The 18,340-nt window shown below is 68.9% G+C and carries 17 protein-coding genes and 1 other annotated feature; of the genes, 11 read left to right on the plus strand and 6 right to left on the minus strand.

Features of this window, described 5'->3' with window-relative positions:
* Nucleotides 1-128: 128 nt before the first annotated feature.
* Both ILT43_RS02275 and ILT43_RS02280 read right to left on the minus strand, forming a co-directional pair.
* Complete coding sequence (locus tag ILT43_RS02275; protein WP_204193817.1) at nucleotides 129-2,231, minus strand: prolyl oligopeptidase family serine peptidase; 2,103 nt, start codon at nucleotides 2,229-2,231, stop codon at nucleotides 129-131.
* Nucleotides 2,232-2,284: 53 nt separating this feature from the next.
* On the minus strand, nucleotides 2,285-2,428 hold the full coding sequence (locus ILT43_RS02280) for a lmo0937 family membrane protein (protein WP_204193820.1): 144 nt from the start codon (nucleotides 2,426-2,428) through the stop codon (nucleotides 2,285-2,287).
* A gap of 148 nt (nucleotides 2,429-2,576) precedes the next feature.
* On the opposite strand from ILT43_RS02280, the gene ILT43_RS02285 reads away from it, so the two are divergent.
* Both ILT43_RS02285 and ILT43_RS02290 read left to right on the plus strand, forming a co-directional pair.
* Nucleotides 2,577-3,974, plus strand: a complete 1,398-nt coding sequence (locus tag ILT43_RS02285; protein ID WP_204193822.1) for a serine hydrolase domain-containing protein — start codon at nucleotides 2,577-2,579, stop codon at nucleotides 3,972-3,974.
* Between the two features lies 1 nt (nucleotide 3,975).
* Nucleotides 3,976-5,379, plus strand: coding sequence for a leucyl aminopeptidase family protein (locus ILT43_RS02290; protein WP_204193824.1), 1,404 nt, complete (start codon nucleotides 3,976-3,978; stop codon nucleotides 5,377-5,379).
* Here ILT43_RS02290 and ILT43_RS02295 read toward each other — a convergent pair.
* From ILT43_RS02295 to tpiA, 3 genes are all read right to left on the minus strand, one after another.
* The gene (locus ILT43_RS02295; protein ID WP_204193826.1) at nucleotides 5,334-5,801 is read right to left on the minus strand and encodes a hypothetical protein; all 468 of its coding nucleotides are present in this window, start codon (nucleotides 5,799-5,801) and stop codon (nucleotides 5,334-5,336) included. The two genes, ILT43_RS02290 and ILT43_RS02295, sit on opposite strands and share 46 nt — an antisense overlap.
* A gap of 105 nt (nucleotides 5,802-5,906) precedes the next feature.
* Nucleotides 5,907-6,473 (minus strand): sugar O-acetyltransferase, encoded by a 567-nt coding sequence (locus ILT43_RS02300; protein ID WP_204193828.1) that lies wholly within the window; start codon nucleotides 6,471-6,473, stop codon nucleotides 5,907-5,909.
* Nucleotides 6,466-7,215, minus strand: a complete 750-nt coding sequence (gene tpiA / locus ILT43_RS02305; RefSeq protein WP_204193829.1) for a triose-phosphate isomerase — start codon at nucleotides 7,213-7,215, stop codon at nucleotides 6,466-6,468. The genes ILT43_RS02300 and tpiA overlap by 8 nt, the downstream gene beginning before the upstream one ends.
* 116 nt (nucleotides 7,216-7,331) lie before the next feature.
* On the opposite strand from tpiA, the gene ILT43_RS02310 reads away from it, so the two are divergent.
* Nucleotides 7,332-9,263, plus strand: coding sequence for a peptidylprolyl isomerase (locus ILT43_RS02310; protein ID WP_204193831.1), 1,932 nt, complete (start codon nucleotides 7,332-7,334; stop codon nucleotides 9,261-9,263).
* 7 nt (nucleotides 9,264-9,270) lie between these two features.
* Entirely contained in the window at nucleotides 9,271-10,764 is a 1,494-nt protein-coding gene (gene trpE / locus ILT43_RS02315; RefSeq protein ID WP_204193833.1) for an anthranilate synthase component I, read from the plus strand.
* 112 nt (nucleotides 10,765-10,876) lie between these two features.
* On the opposite strand, the gene ILT43_RS02320 is transcribed toward trpE, so the two are convergent.
* Nucleotides 10,877-11,284, minus strand: coding sequence for a hypothetical protein (locus ILT43_RS02320; protein ID WP_204193834.1), 408 nt, complete (start codon nucleotides 11,282-11,284; stop codon nucleotides 10,877-10,879).
* A gap of 143 nt (nucleotides 11,285-11,427) precedes the next feature.
* Between ILT43_RS02320 and ILT43_RS02325 the strand changes: the two genes are divergently transcribed.
* The 7 genes from ILT43_RS02325 to lexA all read left to right on the plus strand — a co-directional run bounded on the left by ILT43_RS02325 (nucleotide 11,428) and on the right by lexA (nucleotide 18,130).
* Nucleotides 11,428-12,012 carry an anthranilate synthase component II gene (locus ILT43_RS02325; RefSeq protein WP_204193836.1) on the plus strand — a complete coding sequence of 195 codons (585 nt, stop codon included), beginning with the start codon at nucleotides 11,428-11,430 and terminating at the stop codon, nucleotides 12,010-12,012.
* Entirely contained in the window at nucleotides 12,009-13,004 is a 996-nt protein-coding gene (gene trpD, locus ILT43_RS02330) for an anthranilate phosphoribosyltransferase (protein ID WP_204193838.1), read from the plus strand. The genes ILT43_RS02325 and trpD overlap by 4 nt, the downstream gene beginning before the upstream one ends.
* Nucleotides 13,001-13,786, plus strand: coding sequence for an indole-3-glycerol phosphate synthase TrpC (gene trpC, locus ILT43_RS02335; RefSeq protein ID WP_204193839.1), 786 nt, complete (start codon nucleotides 13,001-13,003; stop codon nucleotides 13,784-13,786). Before trpD ends, trpC begins: the two co-directional genes overlap by 4 nt.
* On the plus strand, nucleotides 13,783-14,253 hold the full coding sequence (moaC, locus tag ILT43_RS02340) for a cyclic pyranopterin monophosphate synthase MoaC (RefSeq protein ID WP_204193841.1): 471 nt from the start codon (nucleotides 13,783-13,785) through the stop codon (nucleotides 14,251-14,253). The genes trpC and moaC overlap by 4 nt, the downstream gene beginning before the upstream one ends.
* 345 nt (nucleotides 14,254-14,598) lie before the next feature.
* Nucleotides 14,599-14,652, plus strand: a sequence feature (sul1 is cis-regulatory element that is thought to sense ions involved in sulfur or methionine metabolism; They are found in Alphaproteobacteria).
* Between the two features lie 33 nt (nucleotides 14,653-14,685).
* Entirely contained in the window at nucleotides 14,686-16,164 is a 1,479-nt protein-coding gene (locus ILT43_RS02345; protein ID WP_204193843.1) for a SulP family inorganic anion transporter, read from the plus strand.
* 38 nt (nucleotides 16,165-16,202) lie between these two features.
* Nucleotides 16,203-17,384, plus strand: coding sequence for a molybdopterin molybdotransferase MoeA (locus ILT43_RS02350; RefSeq protein ID WP_204193844.1), 1,182 nt, complete (start codon nucleotides 16,203-16,205; stop codon nucleotides 17,382-17,384).
* A gap of 74 nt (nucleotides 17,385-17,458) precedes the next feature.
* Nucleotides 17,459-18,130 carry a transcriptional repressor LexA gene (lexA, locus tag ILT43_RS02355; RefSeq protein ID WP_204193846.1) on the plus strand — a complete coding sequence of 224 codons (672 nt, stop codon included), beginning with the start codon at nucleotides 17,459-17,461 and terminating at the stop codon, nucleotides 18,128-18,130.
* Nucleotides 18,131-18,340 lie beyond the last annotated feature (210 nt).

Consider the following 18,340-nt stretch of genomic DNA (forward strand, 5'->3'; position numbering starts at 1 on the left):
CTCCCCTGCGAGGGGACCGCTGCGAAACAGCTGCGCTGCCTGTCACCCGGGCTGCCACCCCGCCCCTCGCGGGGGTGGCAGGACAGGATTTTACAACGATCCCTTTACAGGAAGGGATATCGCCGGAACTACTTTCCCGACCCCATCAACGCCTGCGCGAAATACGTCGTCTGCAACGCCGCCAGCCGTGCGCCCTGTTCGATATCGGCATCGCCCGAATGGCCGCCCGCGGTGTCCTCGTAGAACAGATACGGCAGCCCGTATTCCTTCATCCGCGCGGCGAACTTGCGCGCATGCTGCGGCCCGACGCGGTCGTCCTTGGTCGTCGTCCAGATATACGGCTCCGGATACTTCACGCCCTTCCTCAACTGCGCATAGGGCGAGATCTTCTCCAGGAACGCCGCCTCGTCCGGGTTCTTCACCGACCCGTATTCGTCCACCCACGACGCGCCTGCCGCGATCTGTTCGTAACGGACCATGTCGAGCAGCGGCACCTGGATCGTCACCGCCTTCCACAGCTCGGGACGCTGCGTCATTTCCACGCCCATCAGCAGCCCGCCGTTGGAGCCGCCATAGATGCCCAGCTTCTCCGCACTGGTCAGCCGCCGCTTGAACAGGTCCTTCGCGATGCCGGCGAAATCGTCGTAGATCACCTGCCGCTTGGTCTTCCGGCCGGCATCGTGCCACGCAGGCCCGAACTCGCCGCCACCTCGGATGTTCGCCAGCACGAAGCTGCCCCCGCGCTCCAGCCACAGCTTGCCCGTCACCCCGGCATAGCTCGGCAGGCGCGGCAACTCGAACCCGCCATACGCCGTCATCAGCGTCGGCGTCGTTCCGGCCAGCGGCACATCCTTGCGATGCACGACGAAGTACGGGATTTCGGTCCCGTCGCTCGACGGCGCCTCGAACTGCTCGACGACCAGCCCGGTCGCATCGAACTGCGCCGGCAGCGTCTTGACGGTCTTCGGCGCGGCCGGACGCGCTGCGTCGATCGTCACCAATTGGGTCGGCGTCAGGAAGCCGGTCACCGACAGATACGCCAGGTCGCCGCGATCGTCCGCGCTCGCCAGGTTGATCGCCATGTTGTCGGGCACCGGCACCTCGGTGCGGGTCCAGCCCGACGCGCCCGGTGCGTAGACCGCCGCCCGGCCACGGACATTGTCCAGATACGTCACGATCAGCCGCGACTTGGTCGTGGTGACGCCGTTCACCGCCTGCCGCGGCGTCGGCGCGAACACCACGCGCGGGTTCAGCACGCCGCGCTCGACCTCGCTCAGCGGCGCAGACGCGATCGCGCCGGTGGGGATGTCGCCCCACGGCTCGCTGGTGGTGAAGATCACCTGTCCGTCGACCATGCCCGTCGGCTGCGCCCGCGCCGGCATGTCGAGCTTGCGCGTGCCGTTCGGCGTCCACACCAGCGTGTCGCCACCGAAGAACGTCGTCCGTCGCTGGATCGTCACCAGCCGGTGGCCGGCCGCATCGGTGATCGTCTGTGCATAGGTGCCGAGCTGGTCGCCCGGCTCGCCGCGGAAGACCTCGGTCGCGGACGCCAGCGGCTGCCCGCGCTTCAACAGCTTGACGACGAACGGATAGCTCGACGCGGTCAGGGTGCCCGCACCCCAGTCGCGGCTGACGAGCAACGTATCCTTGTCGACCCACGTCGCGCCCTGTTTGGACTTTGGCAGGTCGAAGCCGCCTTTGACGAACTGCCCTGCGGCCAGATCGAATTCGCGATAGGAGATCGCGTCTTCGCCGCCCTCCGACAGCGCGACAAGGCACAGGCGCTCGTCCGGCTGAAGGCAGGTCGAGCCCTTCCAGACCCACTCCTTGCCCTCCGCCTTGCCGAGCGCGTCCATGTCGATCAGCGTCGTCCATTGCGGGGTCGCGGTCGCGTAGCTGGCGGGCGTGGTCCAGCGCCAGATGCCGCGCGGATGCTCTGCATCGCGCCAGAAGTTCAGGATACGTCCGCCGGTCTGCTCCGGCATCGGGATGCGATCCTTGGACGATGCGATCGCCAGCGCGTCGGCGTAAAAGCCCTTGTAGCGCGGATCGTTCTGCAATCGCGGGAGGGTGCGGGCATTCTCCGCCTCCACCCACGCCAACGGCTTTGCGCCGTCCTTGTCTTCCAGCCAGATATACGGGTCGTTGGTCATCGTGCCGCTCTGCGCATTCGCACTATCCGTGGCAACCAATCCCATGATCGCCACCGCCGTCATCAACATCGCCCGCATTGTCGCTCCCTTGTCGTCGCGTCGCGCCCTTGTAGCGCGACGCGACGGGGAAGCTACACCCGGCGGCCGGTGAACAACTGGACGAGCCCGACGATCAGCGCGATCACCAGCAGGATGTGAATGAGGCCCGCGCCGATGTGGAGGGAGAAGCCCAGCAACCAGAGGATCACGAGGATGACGACGATGGTCCACAACATGCGCTTGGCTCCTGTACTGCTCCCGAACCCCGTCAACGATGGTTCCCCGCGCGCGTTCCCTGAAGGTTTGCTCGCCGCCGCAAGGCGCTGACGCTTCGTCCGCTGCGCCGCCATTGCGCGACCGGAGCGCTTCTGGTTCTGTAGCGCGATGACCCTCCGCCTGATCGCGTTCGCCGCGCTGCTGACGCCCGCTCCCCTGCTCGCACAGGACCTCACGCCCGCCGAAACGGCAAAGATCGACACGCTGGTCCGCAGCACGCTGGCCGATACCGGCGTACCATCCGCCTCGATCGCGGTCGTGCGCGGCGGCAGGCTTGTCCTGGCCAAAGCTTACGGGAAGGCGTCGGAGGCGATCCCGGTCGCCCGCGCCGACCTGCCGTACCAGATCGCATCGATCTCCAAGCAGTTCACCGCCACGGCGATGCAGTTGCTGGAGGATGACGGCAAGCTGAAGCTGGACGACACCGTCGCCACCTATATCCCCGGCATCACCGGGGGCGATCGCATCACGCTGCGCCAATTGCTCAGCCACACCTCCGGGCTTCAGGATTACTGGCCGCAGGATTACAGCTTCGCGGCGATGGCCACGCCCGTCACGCCGCAGCAGATCGTCGACCGCTGGGCGAAGAAGCCGCTCGACTTCGAACCGGGCACGAAGTGGCAATATTCGAATACCGGCTATGTCGTCGCGGGCATGATTGTGGAGAAGGTCGCGGGCATGCCGCTGATCGACTTCCTGCAAGCACGCGTGTTCCGCCCGCTCGGCATGGCGGCGATGGATCAGGACCTCGCAATCGGACCGCGCTACCCGCAGGGTTACAAGCGGTTCGCGCTCGGGCCCGTGCGCGTCGAAACGCCGGCGGCGCGCGGCTGGCTGTATGCCGCCGGCGAACTGTCGATGTCCGCGGCCGACCTCGCCAAATGGGACATCGCACGCATGAACCGCACGCTCCTGCCCGCCGACGACTGGGCGGAGCAGGAAACGGCGGTGAAGCTGACCGACGGCACCACCAACGGCTATGGTCTCGGCATCGGCAACAACCGGCGGCTCGATCACCGCACGCTGGAACATAGCGGCGAAGCGGTCGGCTTCCTGTCGCAGAACATCGTCTTCCCGGACGACAAGGCGGCGATCGTCGTCCTGACCAATTCGTGGTTCTCCGACGCCTATGGCCGTATCACGCGTGGGCTGGCGGAGATCGTTCTGCCCAAGGCGGCGGCGGCCACGTCGGAGGACGCTGCCGCCCTCACCAAGGCGCGTCGCGTCTACGACCAGTTGCGTCGCGGCGGCCTCGACCGCGCGGCGCTCACGACCGACGCGAACTTCTACTTCACACCGGCGGCGCAGGCGGATTACCGGACCAGCCTCGCGCCGCTGGGGGAACCCACCGGCTTCGTCGCGACCGGCAAGCCCAGCCTGCGCGGCGGCTTCGTGCAGCGCGGCTTCCGCGTGACCTATCCCAAACAGTCGCTGTGGATCAGCACCTTCGCCGAACCCGGTTCGGACGGTCGCTTCGAACAATTCCTTGTAACGCCGGGCGAATGACATGACACGTTTCGACCAGCACCTCGTCGCCGACCGCGGCCAGCCCGCCCACGCGATCGAGCTCATCGCACCCGCGGCGTTCGACGCATGGCTCGGCGCACAGCCGGCGCGCACGCGCGCCATGCTCGCCGCGCATCGTTTCACCGGCAAGCCCGGCACCCACGCGATCGTCCCCGGCGACGGCGAGGCGTGGAGCGTCGTCGCCGTCACCGACGATGTCGGCGGCCCCTGGTCCCTCGCCGCCCTGCCCGCCGCGCTCCCCGGCGGCACGTACCGCGCCTCCGACAGGGGCGGCGAGCTCGGATGGCTGCTCGGCCAGTACCGCTTCGACCGCTATCGCAAGGCGGAGGACGTGGAGCCCCGCATCCTCGTCACCGCAGACGCCGCGACGCTGCCGGAAACGCTGCGGCTGGCGGAGGCGACGGCGTGGGTCCGCGACCTCGTCAACACGCCCGCGTGCGATTGCGGCCCCGCCGACCTCGAAGCTGCTACCGAGGCGCTCGCGAAGCGGCACAATGCGCACGTCGTCGTCCGCCGCGGCGACGAGTTGGAACAGGGTTATCCGATGATCCACGCGGTCGGCAAAGCCGCCGCCCGCGACCGTGCTCCGCGCCTGATCGAGCTCCACTGGGGCGATCCGCAGGCACCCCGCATCGCTTTCGTCGGCAAGGGTGTCTGCTTCGACACCGGTGGCCTCGACATCAAGCCGTCCGCGGGTATGCGCCTGATGAAGAAGGATATGGGCGGGGCGGCGCATGCGCTGGCACTCGCCGACCTCGTCATGGCCGCTCGCCTACCCGTCCGCCTCCACCTGCTGATCCCGGCCGTCGAGAACGCGATCGCCGGCGATGCCTTCCGCCCCGGCGACATTCTGCGTACGCGCGCCGGGCTGACGGTCGAGAACACCAATACGGACGCGGAGGGTCGGCTGGTGCTCGGCGACGCGCTGACCCGCGCGGGCGAGGAGAAGCCCGAACTCGTCCTCGACTTCGCGACGCTGACCGGTGCGGCGCGCGTTGCGCTCGGCCCCGACCTGCCGCCGCTATTCACCGATGACGAGGCGCTCGCTGCCGACCTGATCGCCGCCGGCACGGTTCAATCGGACCCGGTCTGGCGGCTGCCGCTGTGGGACGCCTATGACGAGATGCTGAAGTCGGACGTCGCCGACCTCGTCAACGCGCCCGACGGCGGCTTCGCGGGTGCGATCACCGCGGCGTTGTTCCTCCGCCGCTTCGCACCCGCCGACTCCGCCTGGGCGCATCTCGACGTATTCGCGTGGCGACCGGGAGCGAAGCCCGGCCGACCGAAGGGCGGCGACGCCTACGCCCTGCGCGCCGCCTATGCGGTCCTGAAGAAGCGCTACGCCGCCGGCGCGAGCGGCGTGCCTGAACGCTCGCACACATAACGCGCCATCTCCTCGCGCAGCGGCAGGCCGGCGACAGGGCGCAGCGGCCCGTCATGTGCGTGGTCGACCTCCACCCGGTCACGCCGGTCGCCGACGCCCAGCACGTGGAACAGCCGCTTGCCGCAATCCACCTCGGTCCGCGCATAGGCGACGCGGTCGCCGCGCTCCTGACGGATGATGGCGATGATCGTGCCCGTCACGGTCTTGCGCTCGCGCAGCAGGAAGTAGCGCGAGGCAGTGTCGGACGGTGTCGGAATACGAGTCCCCTTCACCCGCAGATCGGACGGTGCCTGACCCGCCACGTCGGTTTCGACCAGGTTGCGGAGCACCACCGTCCCGTTATCCTGCTCGTTGCCCGGTGCTTCCGCCGTATTGCACGCGCCGAGCGCCGCCAGCACGGCGACCATAGCCAAAATCCGCATCGTGTGATGAGCTCCCTGTCATCGGTGCTAGATGAACTTGTTGTCATCTTTCCCTTGCCCGCGGACAGCCCAACTCGCAAGCGGCGGCTTCGATCCTGATGCGTGTCAGATAGCTCCCGTTGCCCGCACCCGCGCCGGATTGCCGACCACCGTCGCGCCAGCAGGCACGTCGCGCGTGACGACGCTGCCCGCACCGATGATCGCGTCGTCGCCGATCGTGACGCCCGGCAGGATGATCGCGCCGCCCCCGATCCAGACGTTCGCGCCGATCGTCACCGGTCGTCCCAGCTCCAGCATCTGCCGCCGCTGATCCGGATCGCGCGGGTGATCGGCCGTCAGGATCTGCACGCCCGGCCCGATCTGCGTCATCGCACCGACTGCGACCCGCACCACGTCGAGGATGACGCAGCCGAAGTTCAGGAATACGCCGTCACCGACCGCGATATTGTACCCATAGTCGCAGTGGAACGGCGGCCGGATCGTCACGCCGCGCCCGACGCTGGCGAACATCGCCCGCAGCAGCGCCTCGCGCTCCGCCGGATCTGCCAGTGCCGCGTTGTAACGGACCATCCACTCCGCCGCCGCGCGCGCATCCGCCTGCAATTCCGAATCGTCGGCGATGTAGAGGTCGCCCGCCAGCATCCGCTGCTTCTGGCTGCGCGGATCAGCCATCGATCGCCGCCGCCGCCTCGATGATCGGCACGAACTTGGCCGCGGTCAGGCTCGCGCCGCCGACCAGCGCCCCGTCGACGTTCTCGCAACGCAGGATCGCGCCCGCGTTGCTGCCGACGACGGAACCGCCGTACAGGATGCGGATACCGTCCGCCGCATCGCCGACCATATGCCGCAGCTTGGCCCGCGCGATCGCGTGGATCGCCGCGATCTCGTCCAGCGTCGGCGTCCGCCCCGTACCGATCGCCCAGCGGGGTTCGTAGGCCAGCGTGAACCAGTCGCCGGTGGCATTGTCGGGCACGGATTTCTCGATCTGCGCCTGTACCACCCGCTCGGCACGGCCCGCATCGCGTTCGGCCTCCGTCTCGCCGCAGCACAGGATCACGTCCAGCCCGTTGCGGTGCGCCGCCGCCGCCTTCGCCCAGGCATCGTGGCTCGTTTCATGCTGGTCGGCACGTCGTTCCGAATGGCCGGCGATCGTGAAGCGTGCGCCGGCTTCCTTGACCATTGCGGCGGAGACGCAGCCCGTGTGCGCGCCCGAATCGGCCTCGTGCACATCCTCCGCGCCGACCGCCAATGCCGGCACGCGCGCGGCGGCGGCATCGATCAGCGTGAACGGCACCGCGACCGAGACATCGACGCCCGGCGCGGCGGCAGCGGCGGCGGCAATGCCGTCCAGCTCCGCCAGCGACGCCCGCGTCCCGTTCATTTTCCAGTTCCCCGCCACCAGCTTGCGCCGCATCCACCGCTCTCCCTGTTTCAGTTCCCGACGGCCCTAACGGTCCGGCGTCCGCGCACAAGCTTGAAGCCGCCCCGTCACCTGCTAAAGCGGCCGACATTCCTTCAGATCGGTCGTCCATGCTCAGCTTCTTTCGCCGCATCATCAATTCCAGGGTGGGGTTCATCGTCACCTTCGTGGTGCTCGGCGTCATCGCCCTCGCTTTCGCGGCGGGCGACGTCACGAACCTGTCGACCGGTTCGGGCGGATTGACCGGCAACGATGTCGCGAAAGTCGGCGGCAAGGACATCACCGTCGCCGACCTGACCGCCCGCGCCAATGACGAGCTTCAGGTCGCGCGTCAGCAGCAGCCGACTCTCGACATGGCGGGCTTCGTCGCGGCCGGTGGCCTCGACGGCACGTTGCAGCGGCTTATCACCACGACCGCGTTGCAGCAGTTCGGCCACGACCAGGGCATGGTCGTCAGCAAGCGCGCCGTCGATGGCCAGATCGCCAGTATCCCCGCGCTGCAAGGCCCCAATGGCCAGTTCGACGAGACGCTGTACCGGCGCATCCTCGCCGAGCGTAAGCTGACCGACAAGCAGGTGCGGGCCGACATCGTCCGCGACACGCTGGTCGCGCAGTTGACCGGCCCGACGATCGGCGCGGCGCAGGTGCCGCAACAGGTCGCGATCCCCTATGCCAGCCTGTTGCTGGAGAAGCGCGCCGGCCTGATCGGCTTCGTACCGGCCGCGATCGTTCCCGCCGGTCCGGCCCCGACCGATGCCGAGTTGCAGACCTTCTACGGCCGCAACCTCAACCGCTATTCGGTGCCGGAGCGCCGTACGATCCGCTACGCCGTCGTTACGCCCGCGATGGTCGCCGCCCGCGCCAAGCCGACCGACGCGGAGATCGCGCAGGCGTACAACCAGAACAAGGCGCAGTATCAGCCGACCGAGAAGCGCACGATCCGCCAGGTCATCGTCCTCGATCAGGCGGGCGCCACGGCACTCGCCGCCAAGGTCCGTGCCGGCACGCCGATCGCCGCCGCCGCGACGCAGGCAGGGCTGGAGGCCGCGCTGATCGAGGGCACGACCAAGATCGATTATGCGAAGCAGGCGGACGCGGCGATCGCCGATCAGGTCTTCGCCGCGGCCGCGAACGCCGTCGTCGGTCCGGTCAAGGGGCCGCTGGGCTTCGTCGTCGCACGCGTCGAATCGATCCAGCAGGTCCCGGGCCGCACGCTGGCGCAGGCGCGCGACGACATCGTCGTCACCCTGTCCAAGCAGAAGGGCGCGGAGGCGATGTCGACCATCCACGACAAGATGGACGATGCGCTGGTCGCCGACGCGACCTTCGACGAGGTCGTGAAGGATCAGTCGCTCCAGCCGCAGACCACGCCCGCGGTTACGGCACAGGGCGTCGATCCGCTCAACGGAGCGAAGATCGACCCGGCGCTGACCGCCGTCGTCACCGCCGCCTTCACCGCCGCCGACGGCGACCCGCCGCAGCTCGTGCAGACCAACCCGGACGGCAGCTTCGCCGTCGTCGCCGTCGGCGCGATCAGCCCCGCCGCGCCGCGTCCGTTGGCGCAGATCCGGGACCGCGTCGTCGCGGACTTCACCGCCGATCGCCGCCGTCAGGCCGCGCGCCGGCTCGCCGGTCAGGTCCTCGCCAAGGTCAATGGCGGCACCGCCTTGCCGCAGGCGCTCGCCGCCGCCGGTGCTCCTGCGGCCCGCCCGATCAGCGCGACCCGCGCACAACTCGCGCAGGCGCAGGGCGGGGCCGAACCCGCACTCGCGCTGATGTTCAGCATGGCGAAGGGTTCGGCGAAGCTGCTGGAGGCGCCGCAGGGCGCCGGCTGGCTGATCGTGAAGCTCAACCAGGTCGAGCGCGCCGATGCCAGCCGCAACCCGGCCGCCATCGCCGGGGCCCGCGGCGACATCTCGCGCCTGATCGGTCGCGAGCTGGCGGAGCAGTTCGCCCGCGCCGCGCGCAGCGAACTCGGCGTCAAGACCGACAGCAACGCGCTCGCCCGCGTCCGCAAGGACCTGTCCGGCACCGGCAACTGACCGGGTCATGACGGCGGCAATCGACACGCTGGCCGCCGGCCGGCCGGCGATGATCTGGCGGCGGCAGGTGGCGGATACCGAGACCCCGGTCGCCGCCGCGCTGAAGCTGATCGAGCCGGGCCGCGGCGACTTCCTGCTGGAATCGGTCGAGGGCGGCGCGATCCGTGGTCGGCACAGCATCATCGGCCTCGCCCCCGATCTCGTCTTCCGCGCGCACGGGCAGCACGCGGCGATCAACCGCCGCTGGCCGCATGATCGCGACGCCTTCGAACCCTGCCCGCAACCGACACTGACCGCGCTACGTGCGCTCGTTGCCGCGTGCCGCGCGGAGGTCGATCCGGAGCTACCGCGCGCCCTGACCTGTCTCGTGGGCTATTTCGGCTACGAGACGGTGGGGCTGGTCGAAGACTTGGCGCAGCCTTCCGCCGACCCGCTCGGCCTGCCGGACATGATGTTCGTACGGCCCACCGTGCTGCTGGTGTTCGACCGTCTCGCCGACACGCTGTACCTGATTGCCCCCGCCTGGCCCGACCTCGCGCGCGATCCCTCGGCGATCGTCGCCGAGGCGGAGGCGCGGCTCGACGCCGTCGCCGCGCGCCTCGCCGCCACGCACCTGCCCGCCCCCTTCCGCGCCGACGCGCCGGAGCCGTCCTACACCCCCGCCCTCGCGCCCGGCCGCTACGGTGAGATGGTGGCTGCCGCAAAGGAGTATATCGCGGCAGGCGACATTTTTCAGGTCGTGCTGGCGCAGCGTTTCTCCGCACCTTTCACGTTGCCGCCGTTCGAGCTGTACCGCTCGCTGCGCCGGATCAACCCGTCGCCGTTTCTCTACCATCTCGACCTGCCCGGCTTCGCGCTGATCGGGTCCAGCCCGGAAATCCTGGTCCGCGTTCGCGACGGGGAGATCACCGTCCGCCCGATCGCCGGCACCCGCCCGCGCGGCAAGACCGCGGCGGAAGACGAGGCGAACCGCACCTCCCTGCTCGCCGATCCCAAGGAACGCGCCGAACATCTGATGCTGCTCGATCTCGGCCGCAACGACGCCGGCCGCGCCGCATCGCCCGGCAGCGTGCGCGTCACCGACAGCTACACGGTCGAGCTGTACAGCCACGTCATGCACATCGTCTCGAACGTCACCGCCAGATTGGCCGACGATCGCGACGCGCTGGATGCGATGTTCGCCGGCTTCCCCGCCGGCACCGTCAGCGGCGCCCCCAAGGTCCGCGCCTGCCAGATCATCGCTGAACTGGAGCCCGAGCGTCGCGGAGCGTACGCCGGCGGCGTCGGCTATTTCTCGCCCGACGGCTCCCTCGACAGCTGCATCGTCCTGCGAACGGCCGTGGTCAAGGACGGCACGATCCACGTCCAGGCCGGAGCCGGCATCGTCGCGGACTCCATCCCTGAGTACGAGCAACGCGAATGCGAAGCCAAGGCTGGCGCCATCCTCGCAGCAGCGCGAGAAGCGGTGTCGCGAGCCGGCGAAAGCGCGTTCGGACAGTAGTCGGGCGCTTCCCTGTTCGAGGGAATGCCGGCACGGGGCAGGAGCAGGGCAACGTCACCTATGACGTTGCGCCGCTTGAAACGGGGTAACAGCCGCAGCCCCGCTTCGCCGATTACGGAATGGCCCGCTCCGCCGCCTGCCTCGCCCGCTGCTCAGCCGCCCAGCGACGGTTAGCCTGCAACGAGCATCCAGATTGCGCCGCGACCCCGTTCGGCGAACAGGTGTTGGGCAATCCTGACGCCACCCTCTGCGTCTGCTCCCCGTCGGCGGCCCGTGCCGCCCAGCTCGAATTCGGCACCGATACCGGCCCCGTATCGCGCAGCGCCGGCGGAATGCGATACGGCTCACCCGCCCGCGAGCAGACGATCACCTCGTCACCGGTCGATTGCGGACATTGCTGGCCATCGGCCAGTTGGACGCTGCGGATGCGCTGCGGCGGCTGACCCGTCTCGGCCTGCTGCGCGAACCCGGCACCCGGCACGGCCAACAGCATCGCGGCGGCGAACAGGCTGGACTTCATGATCTTACTCCTTCGGACGATACAACGTCGCGGACGCCGCATGGCTCCGCGCTGAACGCCCGACTGGCGCGGGCATGTTGCCGCGATGTTTCGCCGCCCAGAGCGATGTTGCGTGCGGGTCCGCATCGGCTATGGCGGCGGGCATGATCCTCGTAATCGACAATTACGACAGCTTCACCTGGAACCTCGTCCACTATCTGATGGAACTGGGAACCGAAGTGGAGGTCGTGCGCAACGATGCCATCTCGGCGGGACAGGCGCTGTCGTCGGGGGCGGAGGCGTTCCTGATCTCGCCCGGTCCCTGCACGCCGACGCAGGCGGGGGTCAGCCTCGACCTCGTCGCCGCCGCCGCCGATGCTGGCCGGCCTCTGCTCGGCGTCTGTCTCGGCCATCAGGCGATCGGCCAGCATTTCGGCGGCAAGGTGGAACGGGGCGGCCTGATGCACGGCAAGACCTCGCCCGTCCTGCACGACGGCAGCGGCATGTTCGCCGGCCTGCCCTCGCCCTTCACCGCCACCCGCTACCACTCGCTGATCGTCAACGACGTACCCGACGCACTGCTCGTCAACGCCCGCGCGGAGGACGGCACCGTCATGGGCTTCCGCCACGCGACCCTGCCGATCCACGGCGTCCAGTTCCACCCCGAAAGCATCGCCACCGAACACGGCCACGCAATGCTTGCCAACTTCCTGCGCGACGCCGGCATCCAAGTGACCGAACGCGCATGACGACGCTCGCGCTGCTGCCGTCGACCGACAGCCCGCTGTCTCGCGAAACCGCCGCCGCCGCCTTCGCCGACGTGCTCGACGGTCGCGCCAGCGACGAGGCGATCGCCGCCTTCCTGATCGGCCTGACCGAGCGTGGCGAAACCTCGATCGAGATCGCCGAGGCCGCCCGCGCGCTGCGGGCCCGCCTGATCCCGATCGAGGCGCCCGCGGGCGCGATCGACGTCTGCGGCACCGGCGGCGACGGCCACCACACGCTCAACGTCTCCACCGCCGTCGCGCTGATCGTCGCCGCCACCGGCGTGCCCGTCGCCAAGAACGGCAACCGCGCCGCCTCGTCCAAGGCTGGCGCGGCGGACACGCTGGAGGCGCTGGGCCTCGACATGGCCGCGGCCGGAGCGTCGGCGGAGGCGAGCCTGCGCGACATCGGCATCTGCTTCCTGTTCGCCGCCAACCACCACCCGGCGATGCGCCGTATCACGCCGATCCGCCGCGCGATCGGTCGTCGCACGATCTTCAACCTCATGGGACCGCTCGCCAATCCGGCGCACGTCACGCGCCAGTTGATCGGCATTGCCCGCCCCGACTACGCCACGCTTTACGCCGACGTGCTGGAGCAGCTCGGCACCGAAGCGTCCTTCGTCGTCTCGGGCGAAGAAGGACTCGACGAACTGTCCGGCGCCGGCCCCAGCGTCGTCGTATCGGTCGGCAACGCCTCACTCCCCTCCAGCGTCACGCCCGAGGACGCCGGCCTGCCCCGCTCTCCGGTCGAGGCGATCCGCGGTGGCGACGCCGCACACAACGCCCTCGCGCTGCGCCGCCTGCTCGCCGGCGAACACAGCGCCTACCGCGACGCCGTGCTGCTCAACGCGGCCGCCGCGCTGCTGCTGGCGGGCAAGGCCCCTACCCTTAAGGACGGCGCGATGCTCGCCGCCGAGACGATCGATCGCGGCGACGCCAACGCGCTGCTTGATCGCTGGATCGCTTACGCATGACCAGTTACGCCAACATGCTCGACCGGATCCTCGCCACCAAGCGAGAGGAAATCGCGACCCGCAAAGCCGCGACCTCCTATGCCGACCTCGCCGCGCGCACCCCAACCCCGCCCCGCGGCTTCCGCGCCGCGCTCGACGCCAAACCGGGCCACGCGCTGATCGCCGAGGTCAAGAAGGCCAGCCCCAGCAAGGGCCTGATCCGTCCCGATTTCGATCCTCCCGCGCACGCCCGCGCCTATGAGGCCGGAGGCGCGGCCTGCCTGTCGGTGCTGACCGACGAGCAGTATTTCCAGGGCTCCGACGCGTATCTGATCGCAGCCCGTGACGCCGTGTCGCTGCCCGTCCTGCGCAAGGACTTCACCGTCGACCCCTATCAGGTGGTCGAGGCGCGCAGCCTGGGCGCGGACGCGATCCTGCTGATCGTCGCCGCGCTCGATGACGCCACGCTCGCCGAACTCGAAGCCGCCGCGATCGAGCAGGGTCTCGACGTGCTGGTCGAGGTCCACGACGAAGACGAACTGGACCGCGCGCTGAAGCTCCGCTCGCGGCTGATCGGCGTCAACAACCGCGATCTGCGCGACTTCTCGGTCGACACCTCGCGCTCGTGGAAGCTCAAGGCGCTCGCCCCGCCCGACTGCACCTTCGTCGCCGAAAGCGGCCTGACGACGCATGCCGATCTGGAGGCGATCGCCGAGCACGGTGTCCGCTGCTTCCTCGTCGGCGAAGCGCTGATGCGGCACGCCGATGTCGAGGCAGCGACACGGACGCTGCTGAACGGATGACCGGCCTGACGCATCTCGACGAAACCGGCGCGGCGCGCATGGTCGATGTCGGCGACAAGACCGCGACGAAGCGTCAGGCGGTGGCGACCGGTCGCATTGCGATGTCGGCCGAAGCGCTGGCGCTGGTCCGGGACGCGTCCGCGAACAAGGGCGATGTCCTCGCCGTCGCGCGCGTCGCCGGGATCATGGCCGCCAAGCGCACCGCGGAGTTGATCCCGCTCTGCCACCCACTCCCGTTGTCGAAGGTCACGATCGACCTCGACGCGACGGACACCGGCGTCACCGTTACCGCCACCTGCGCCACGACCGGCCAGACCGGCGTCGAAATGGAAGCCCTCACCGCCGCGACGGTCGCGCTGCTGACGGTCTACGACATGGTCAAGGCCGTCGACAAAGCCATGACCATCGACGGCGTCCGCCTGCTGACGAAAACGGGCGGCAAGTCGGGCGACTGGGTGGCAGCGTAAGCCCTTTTAACGCCCCCTCACCTTGGGAGGGGCTGGGGGAGGGTCTCTCCACAAGCGGCACGGCCAAGGCTCCTCCCTCTCAAGTCCTCACCTGTACGGGGATCGTCCGAGAACCATCTTCTATCAGCCCGGAAGGCCGCGCCCAGTTGCGATGTCTGCGGTAATCTACTGCGAACATCACTCAACTGAACCCCGGCCCGCGCCGGGGTGGTGGCTTGGTAACCGGTAGCGCAGCTATGTCGCGATGATTGCTAAAGGGTAGCGACAAGGCGGGAAGGGACGGGCACCAGCCTCTTGCGCCCACCCCTTGCCCGAACCCCCTCCCCCGCCTAAAGCCCCGAACAAGACGGACCCGGCCCAGCCGGGTGGCTCGGCCCGGCGCCTATCCCCGGGACAGCGCGGCGACCCTGCCGCACACTCGGACCTTCCCCCATGACAATAATCGCCACGCTTCGCCGCGACTGGCTGTCGAATCCGCGCGCGGACCTGCTCGCAGGGATCGTCGTCGCGCTTGCCCTGATCCCGGAGGCGATCGGATTTTCCGTCATCGCCGGCGTCGATCCCCGCGTCGGCCTCTACGCGTCGGTTGCGATCGCCACCGTCATCGCCTTCACCGGCGGGCGGCCCGGCATGATCTCCGCCGCCACGGCCGCCGTCGCGGTCGTCGTCGTACCGCTCGTCCGCGACCACGGCGTCGAATACCTCTTCGCCGCGACGATTTTGATGGGTCTGATCCAGATGCTCGCCGGTCTCGCGCGGCTCGATCTGCTGATGCAGTTCGTCTCGCGCTCGGTCATCACCGGCTTCGTCAACGCGCTCGCAATCCTCATCTTCATGGCGCAGCTACCGCAACTGATCGGGCGTGGGTGGGAGACGTACGCGATGGTCGCGGCCGGTCTCGCGATCATCTACCTCCTGCCGCGCCTGACGAAAGCGGTCCCTTCCCCGCTCGTCGCGATCCTCGTGCTGGCGGCGATCGGTATCGGCCTGAACGTGCCGGTCACCACGGTCGGCGACATGGGCGCGCTGCCGCAGGGGCTGCCCAGCCTGCACCTTCCGCAGGTGCCGCTGACGCTCGACACGCTGCGCATCATCCTCCCCTATTCGCTGACGATGGCCGCGGTTGGCCTGCTCGAATCGCTGCTGACCGCGCAGATTGTCGACGACATGACCGACACCGACAGCGACAAGCGTCGCGAGTGCGCCGGTCAGGGCACTGCCAACATCGCCGCCGCGCTCGTCGCCGGCATGGGCGGCTGCGCGATGATCGGGCAGTCGGTCATCAACGTCACGTCCGGCGGCCGCACCCGCCTGTCGACGCTGACCGCGGGCGTGTTCCTGCTGTTCCTGCTCGCGGTGCTCGGTCCGTTCGTCGGCCGCATCCCGATGCCGGCGCTCGTTGCCGTAATGGTCATGGTGTCGATCGGCACGTTCAGCTGGAACTCGATCCCCAATTTGCGCCGCCACCCGCCGACATCCTCGGTCGTCATGCTCGTCACGGTCGCGGTCGTCGTCCTCACCCGCGATCTCGCGCAGGGCGTGCTGGCGGGCGTGCTGCTGTCCGGCATCTTCTTCGCGAATAAGGTCCGTCGCATGTTCGCGGTCGAGCGGACGGAAGACGGCACCGTCGCCACCTACATCGTCACCGGCCAGATCTTCTTCGCCTCGGTCGACCGCTTCACCCGCGCCTTCCGGATGCCGGAGCCCGCCGCCCACGTCCTGATCGACGTCACCGCCGCACATTTCTGGGATATCTCCGCCGTGGGTGCGCTCGACAAGGCGGTCGCGCGCCTGCGCCGCGACGGTGCGGAGGTGACGGTGATCGGTTATAACCGCGCCAGCGCCGATCTCGTCGATCGCTTCGCGCTTTACGACAAAACCGGCGTGGAGATGGGCGTCACCCCGCACTGACGCTGTTCCACGCGCAACCGGCGTGGCAAGGCACGCGCATGACGCTCGTACCAGTCGCCGAAGCCCAGTCCCGCCTGTTCGCGCTCAAACCGCCGGTCGCGACGGAGGACGTGCCGCTCCCGCACGCCGCGGGCCGATGGGCCGCCGCCGACATTCTCGCCGCGCGGACGCAGCCCGTGGCGGACCTTTCGGCGATGGACGGCTACGCGATCCGCTTCGCCGACCTGCCCGGCCCCTGGACGGTGATCGGCGAAAGCGCCGCGGGCCGCCCCTTCGATGGGACAGTCGACGCTTATCAGGCCACGCGCATCTTCACCGGTGCCGCGATGCCCGCCGGTGCCGACACAGTGCTGATCCAGGAAGAGGCCGGCCGCGACGGCGACCGCCTGACGCTGGCCGGTGAAGGCCCCGGTCACCTCGGCCGCAACACCCGCGCGCGCGGACTCGACTTCCACACCGGCACCCGCCTGATCGCGACCGGCGACCGCCTGACTCCGGCGCGTATCGCCGTCGCTGCCACTGGCGGCCTCGCCACCCTGCCCGTGCGCCGACGCATTCGCGTCGCGATCGCCGCGACGGGCGACGAACTCGTCCCTGCCGGAACGATGCCGCTCGGATCGCAACTGCCCGAATCGAACGGCGTCATGCTCGCGGCGATGATCGCGGACCTGCCCGTCGACATCGTCGATCTCGGCATCCTGCCCGACCGGCTCGACGCCTTGCGGGACGCCTTCGCTGCGGTCGAGGCCGACCTGCTCGTGACCACCGGTGGCGCGTCGGTCGGCGACCACGATCTCGTCCGCCCCGCGCTGGAGGCGGCGGGCGGTACGATCGACTTCTGGCGGATCGCGCTACGGCCTGGCAAGCCGATGATGGCCGGCCGCCTTGGCGATGCGGCGGTGCTCGGCCTGCCCGGCAATCCGGTGTCCGCCTTCGTCACCGCGACGTTGTTCGTCCGCCCGCTGATCGCGCATCTCGCCGGCGCACGCGATCCGCTGCCGCAGACTGGCACGGTGTTGCTGGGCGAGGACCTGCCCGCGAACGGCCCGCGCACCGACTATCTGCGGGCGGAAATTCGCGAAGGCCGTGCCTATGCCTCTACGATTCAGGACAGTTCGATGCTGCTGACGCTCGCGCGCTCGACCTGCCTCATCGTCCGGCCGACCGATGCGCCGCCCGCAAAGGCCGGCGACTCGGCGGAAATCTTGGGGATCGCTTGACGACAAGTTTTGCGTTCCATATAGGTTCCTCGTCTGTTCTGAAGGACAGCCGGGTTCCGACGGAGGGAAACGCGATGCTCACGCGCAAGCAGCACGAGCTGGTCTGCTTCATCAACGATCGCCTCGCCGAGACGGGGGTGTCTCCCTCGTTCGAGGAGATGAAGGATGCACTCGACCTGAAGTCCAAGTCGGGCGTTCACCGCCTGATCTCCGCGCTGGAGGAACGCCAGTTCATCCGCCGCCTCCCCAACCGCGCCCGCGCGCTGGAGGTGTTGCGCATGCCCGAGCGTGCCGACGCCAAGAAGGCACCGAAGACGAAGGCTCCGACGCCTCCACTTCCTCCACTTCGCCAGCCTGCGAACGACGTGGTCGAGATCCCGTTGCACGGACGCATCGCTGCCGGTGTCCCGATCGAGGCGTTCGAAGGCTCCTCGATGCTCGCCGTTCCCGCCGCCTTGCTCGGCGCGGGCGAGCATTACGCGCTCGAAGTCGCCGGTGACTCGATGGTCGAGGCGGGTATTCTCGACGGCGACTATGCTCTCGTCCGCCGCACCGAAACCGCCCGCGACGGCGAAATCGTCGTGGCGCTGATCGAGGACGCCGAAGCGACGCTGAAGTATTTCCGCCGCGAAGGCGCGATGGTCCGCCTGGACCCCGCCAACCGCGCCTACGATCCGCAGCGCTACAGTCCGCAGCAGGTTCGCATCCAGGGCAAGCTGTCCGGCATCCTTCGCCGCTACGACTGAAGCGGCGGGCGCTGTCCTACAGAGGGGAGCTGCGTTATAGCGGAAGAGTGAGCCTTCTGCGCCATTCTGCTCCCCTCCCCTCCCCTCGGGGAGGGGCTGGGGGAGGGCCTCGCCGCAAGCGCGTCATTCAAGATATCGGACGGCCCAAAACACCGCATTGGACTAACCTTAGCCTAACCTTCCAGCGGTCCGATCCCGCAAGGCACTGAA

The sequence above is a fragment of the Sphingomonas longa genome, assembly GCF_016892685.1.
In the GTDB taxonomy this organism is placed as follows: domain Bacteria; phylum Pseudomonadota; class Alphaproteobacteria; order Sphingomonadales; family Sphingomonadaceae; genus Sphingomonas; species Sphingomonas longa.

What these genes read in the sequence shown, in the direction of transcription:
- ILT43_RS02275 (WP_204193817.1), bottom strand. Translation starts at nt 2,231, where the DNA reads ATGCGGGCGATGTTGATGACGGCGGTGGCGATCATGGGATTGGTTGCC.
- ILT43_RS02280 (WP_204193820.1), bottom strand. Translation starts at nt 2,428, where the DNA reads ATGTTGTGGACCATCGTCGTCATCCTCGTGATCCTCTGGTTGCTGGGC.
- ILT43_RS02285 (WP_204193822.1), top strand. Translation starts at nt 2,577, where the DNA reads ATGACCCTCCGCCTGATCGCGTTCGCCGCGCTGCTGACGCCCGCTCCC.
- ILT43_RS02290 (WP_204193824.1), top strand. Translation starts at nt 3,976, where the DNA reads ATGACACGTTTCGACCAGCACCTCGTCGCCGACCGCGGCCAGCCCGCC.
- ILT43_RS02295 (WP_204193826.1), bottom strand. Translation starts at nt 5,801, where the DNA reads ATGCGGATTTTGGCTATGGTCGCCGTGCTGGCGGCGCTCGGCGCGTGC.
- ILT43_RS02300 (WP_204193828.1), bottom strand. Translation starts at nt 6,473, where the DNA reads ATGGCTGATCCGCGCAGCCAGAAGCAGCGGATGCTGGCGGGCGACCTC.
- tpiA (WP_204193829.1), bottom strand. Translation starts at nt 7,215, where the DNA reads ATGCGGCGCAAGCTGGTGGCGGGGAACTGGAAAATGAACGGGACGCGG.
- ILT43_RS02310 (WP_204193831.1), top strand. Translation starts at nt 7,332, where the DNA reads ATGCTCAGCTTCTTTCGCCGCATCATCAATTCCAGGGTGGGGTTCATC.
- trpE (WP_204193833.1), top strand. Translation starts at nt 9,271, where the DNA reads ATGACGGCGGCAATCGACACGCTGGCCGCCGGCCGGCCGGCGATGATC.
- ILT43_RS02320 (WP_204193834.1), bottom strand. Translation starts at nt 11,284, where the DNA reads ATGAAGTCCAGCCTGTTCGCCGCCGCGATGCTGTTGGCCGTGCCGGGT.
- ILT43_RS02325 (WP_204193836.1), top strand. Translation starts at nt 11,428, where the DNA reads ATGATCCTCGTAATCGACAATTACGACAGCTTCACCTGGAACCTCGTC.
- trpD (WP_204193838.1), top strand. Translation starts at nt 12,009, where the DNA reads ATGACGACGCTCGCGCTGCTGCCGTCGACCGACAGCCCGCTGTCTCGC.
- trpC (WP_204193839.1), top strand. Translation starts at nt 13,001, where the DNA reads ATGACCAGTTACGCCAACATGCTCGACCGGATCCTCGCCACCAAGCGA.
- moaC (WP_204193841.1), top strand. Translation starts at nt 13,783, where the DNA reads ATGACCGGCCTGACGCATCTCGACGAAACCGGCGCGGCGCGCATGGTC.
- ILT43_RS02345 (WP_204193843.1), top strand. Translation starts at nt 14,686, where the DNA reads ATGACAATAATCGCCACGCTTCGCCGCGACTGGCTGTCGAATCCGCGC.
- ILT43_RS02350 (WP_204193844.1), top strand. Translation starts at nt 16,203, where the DNA reads ATGACGCTCGTACCAGTCGCCGAAGCCCAGTCCCGCCTGTTCGCGCTC.
- lexA (WP_204193846.1), top strand. Translation starts at nt 17,459, where the DNA reads ATGCTCACGCGCAAGCAGCACGAGCTGGTCTGCTTCATCAACGATCGC.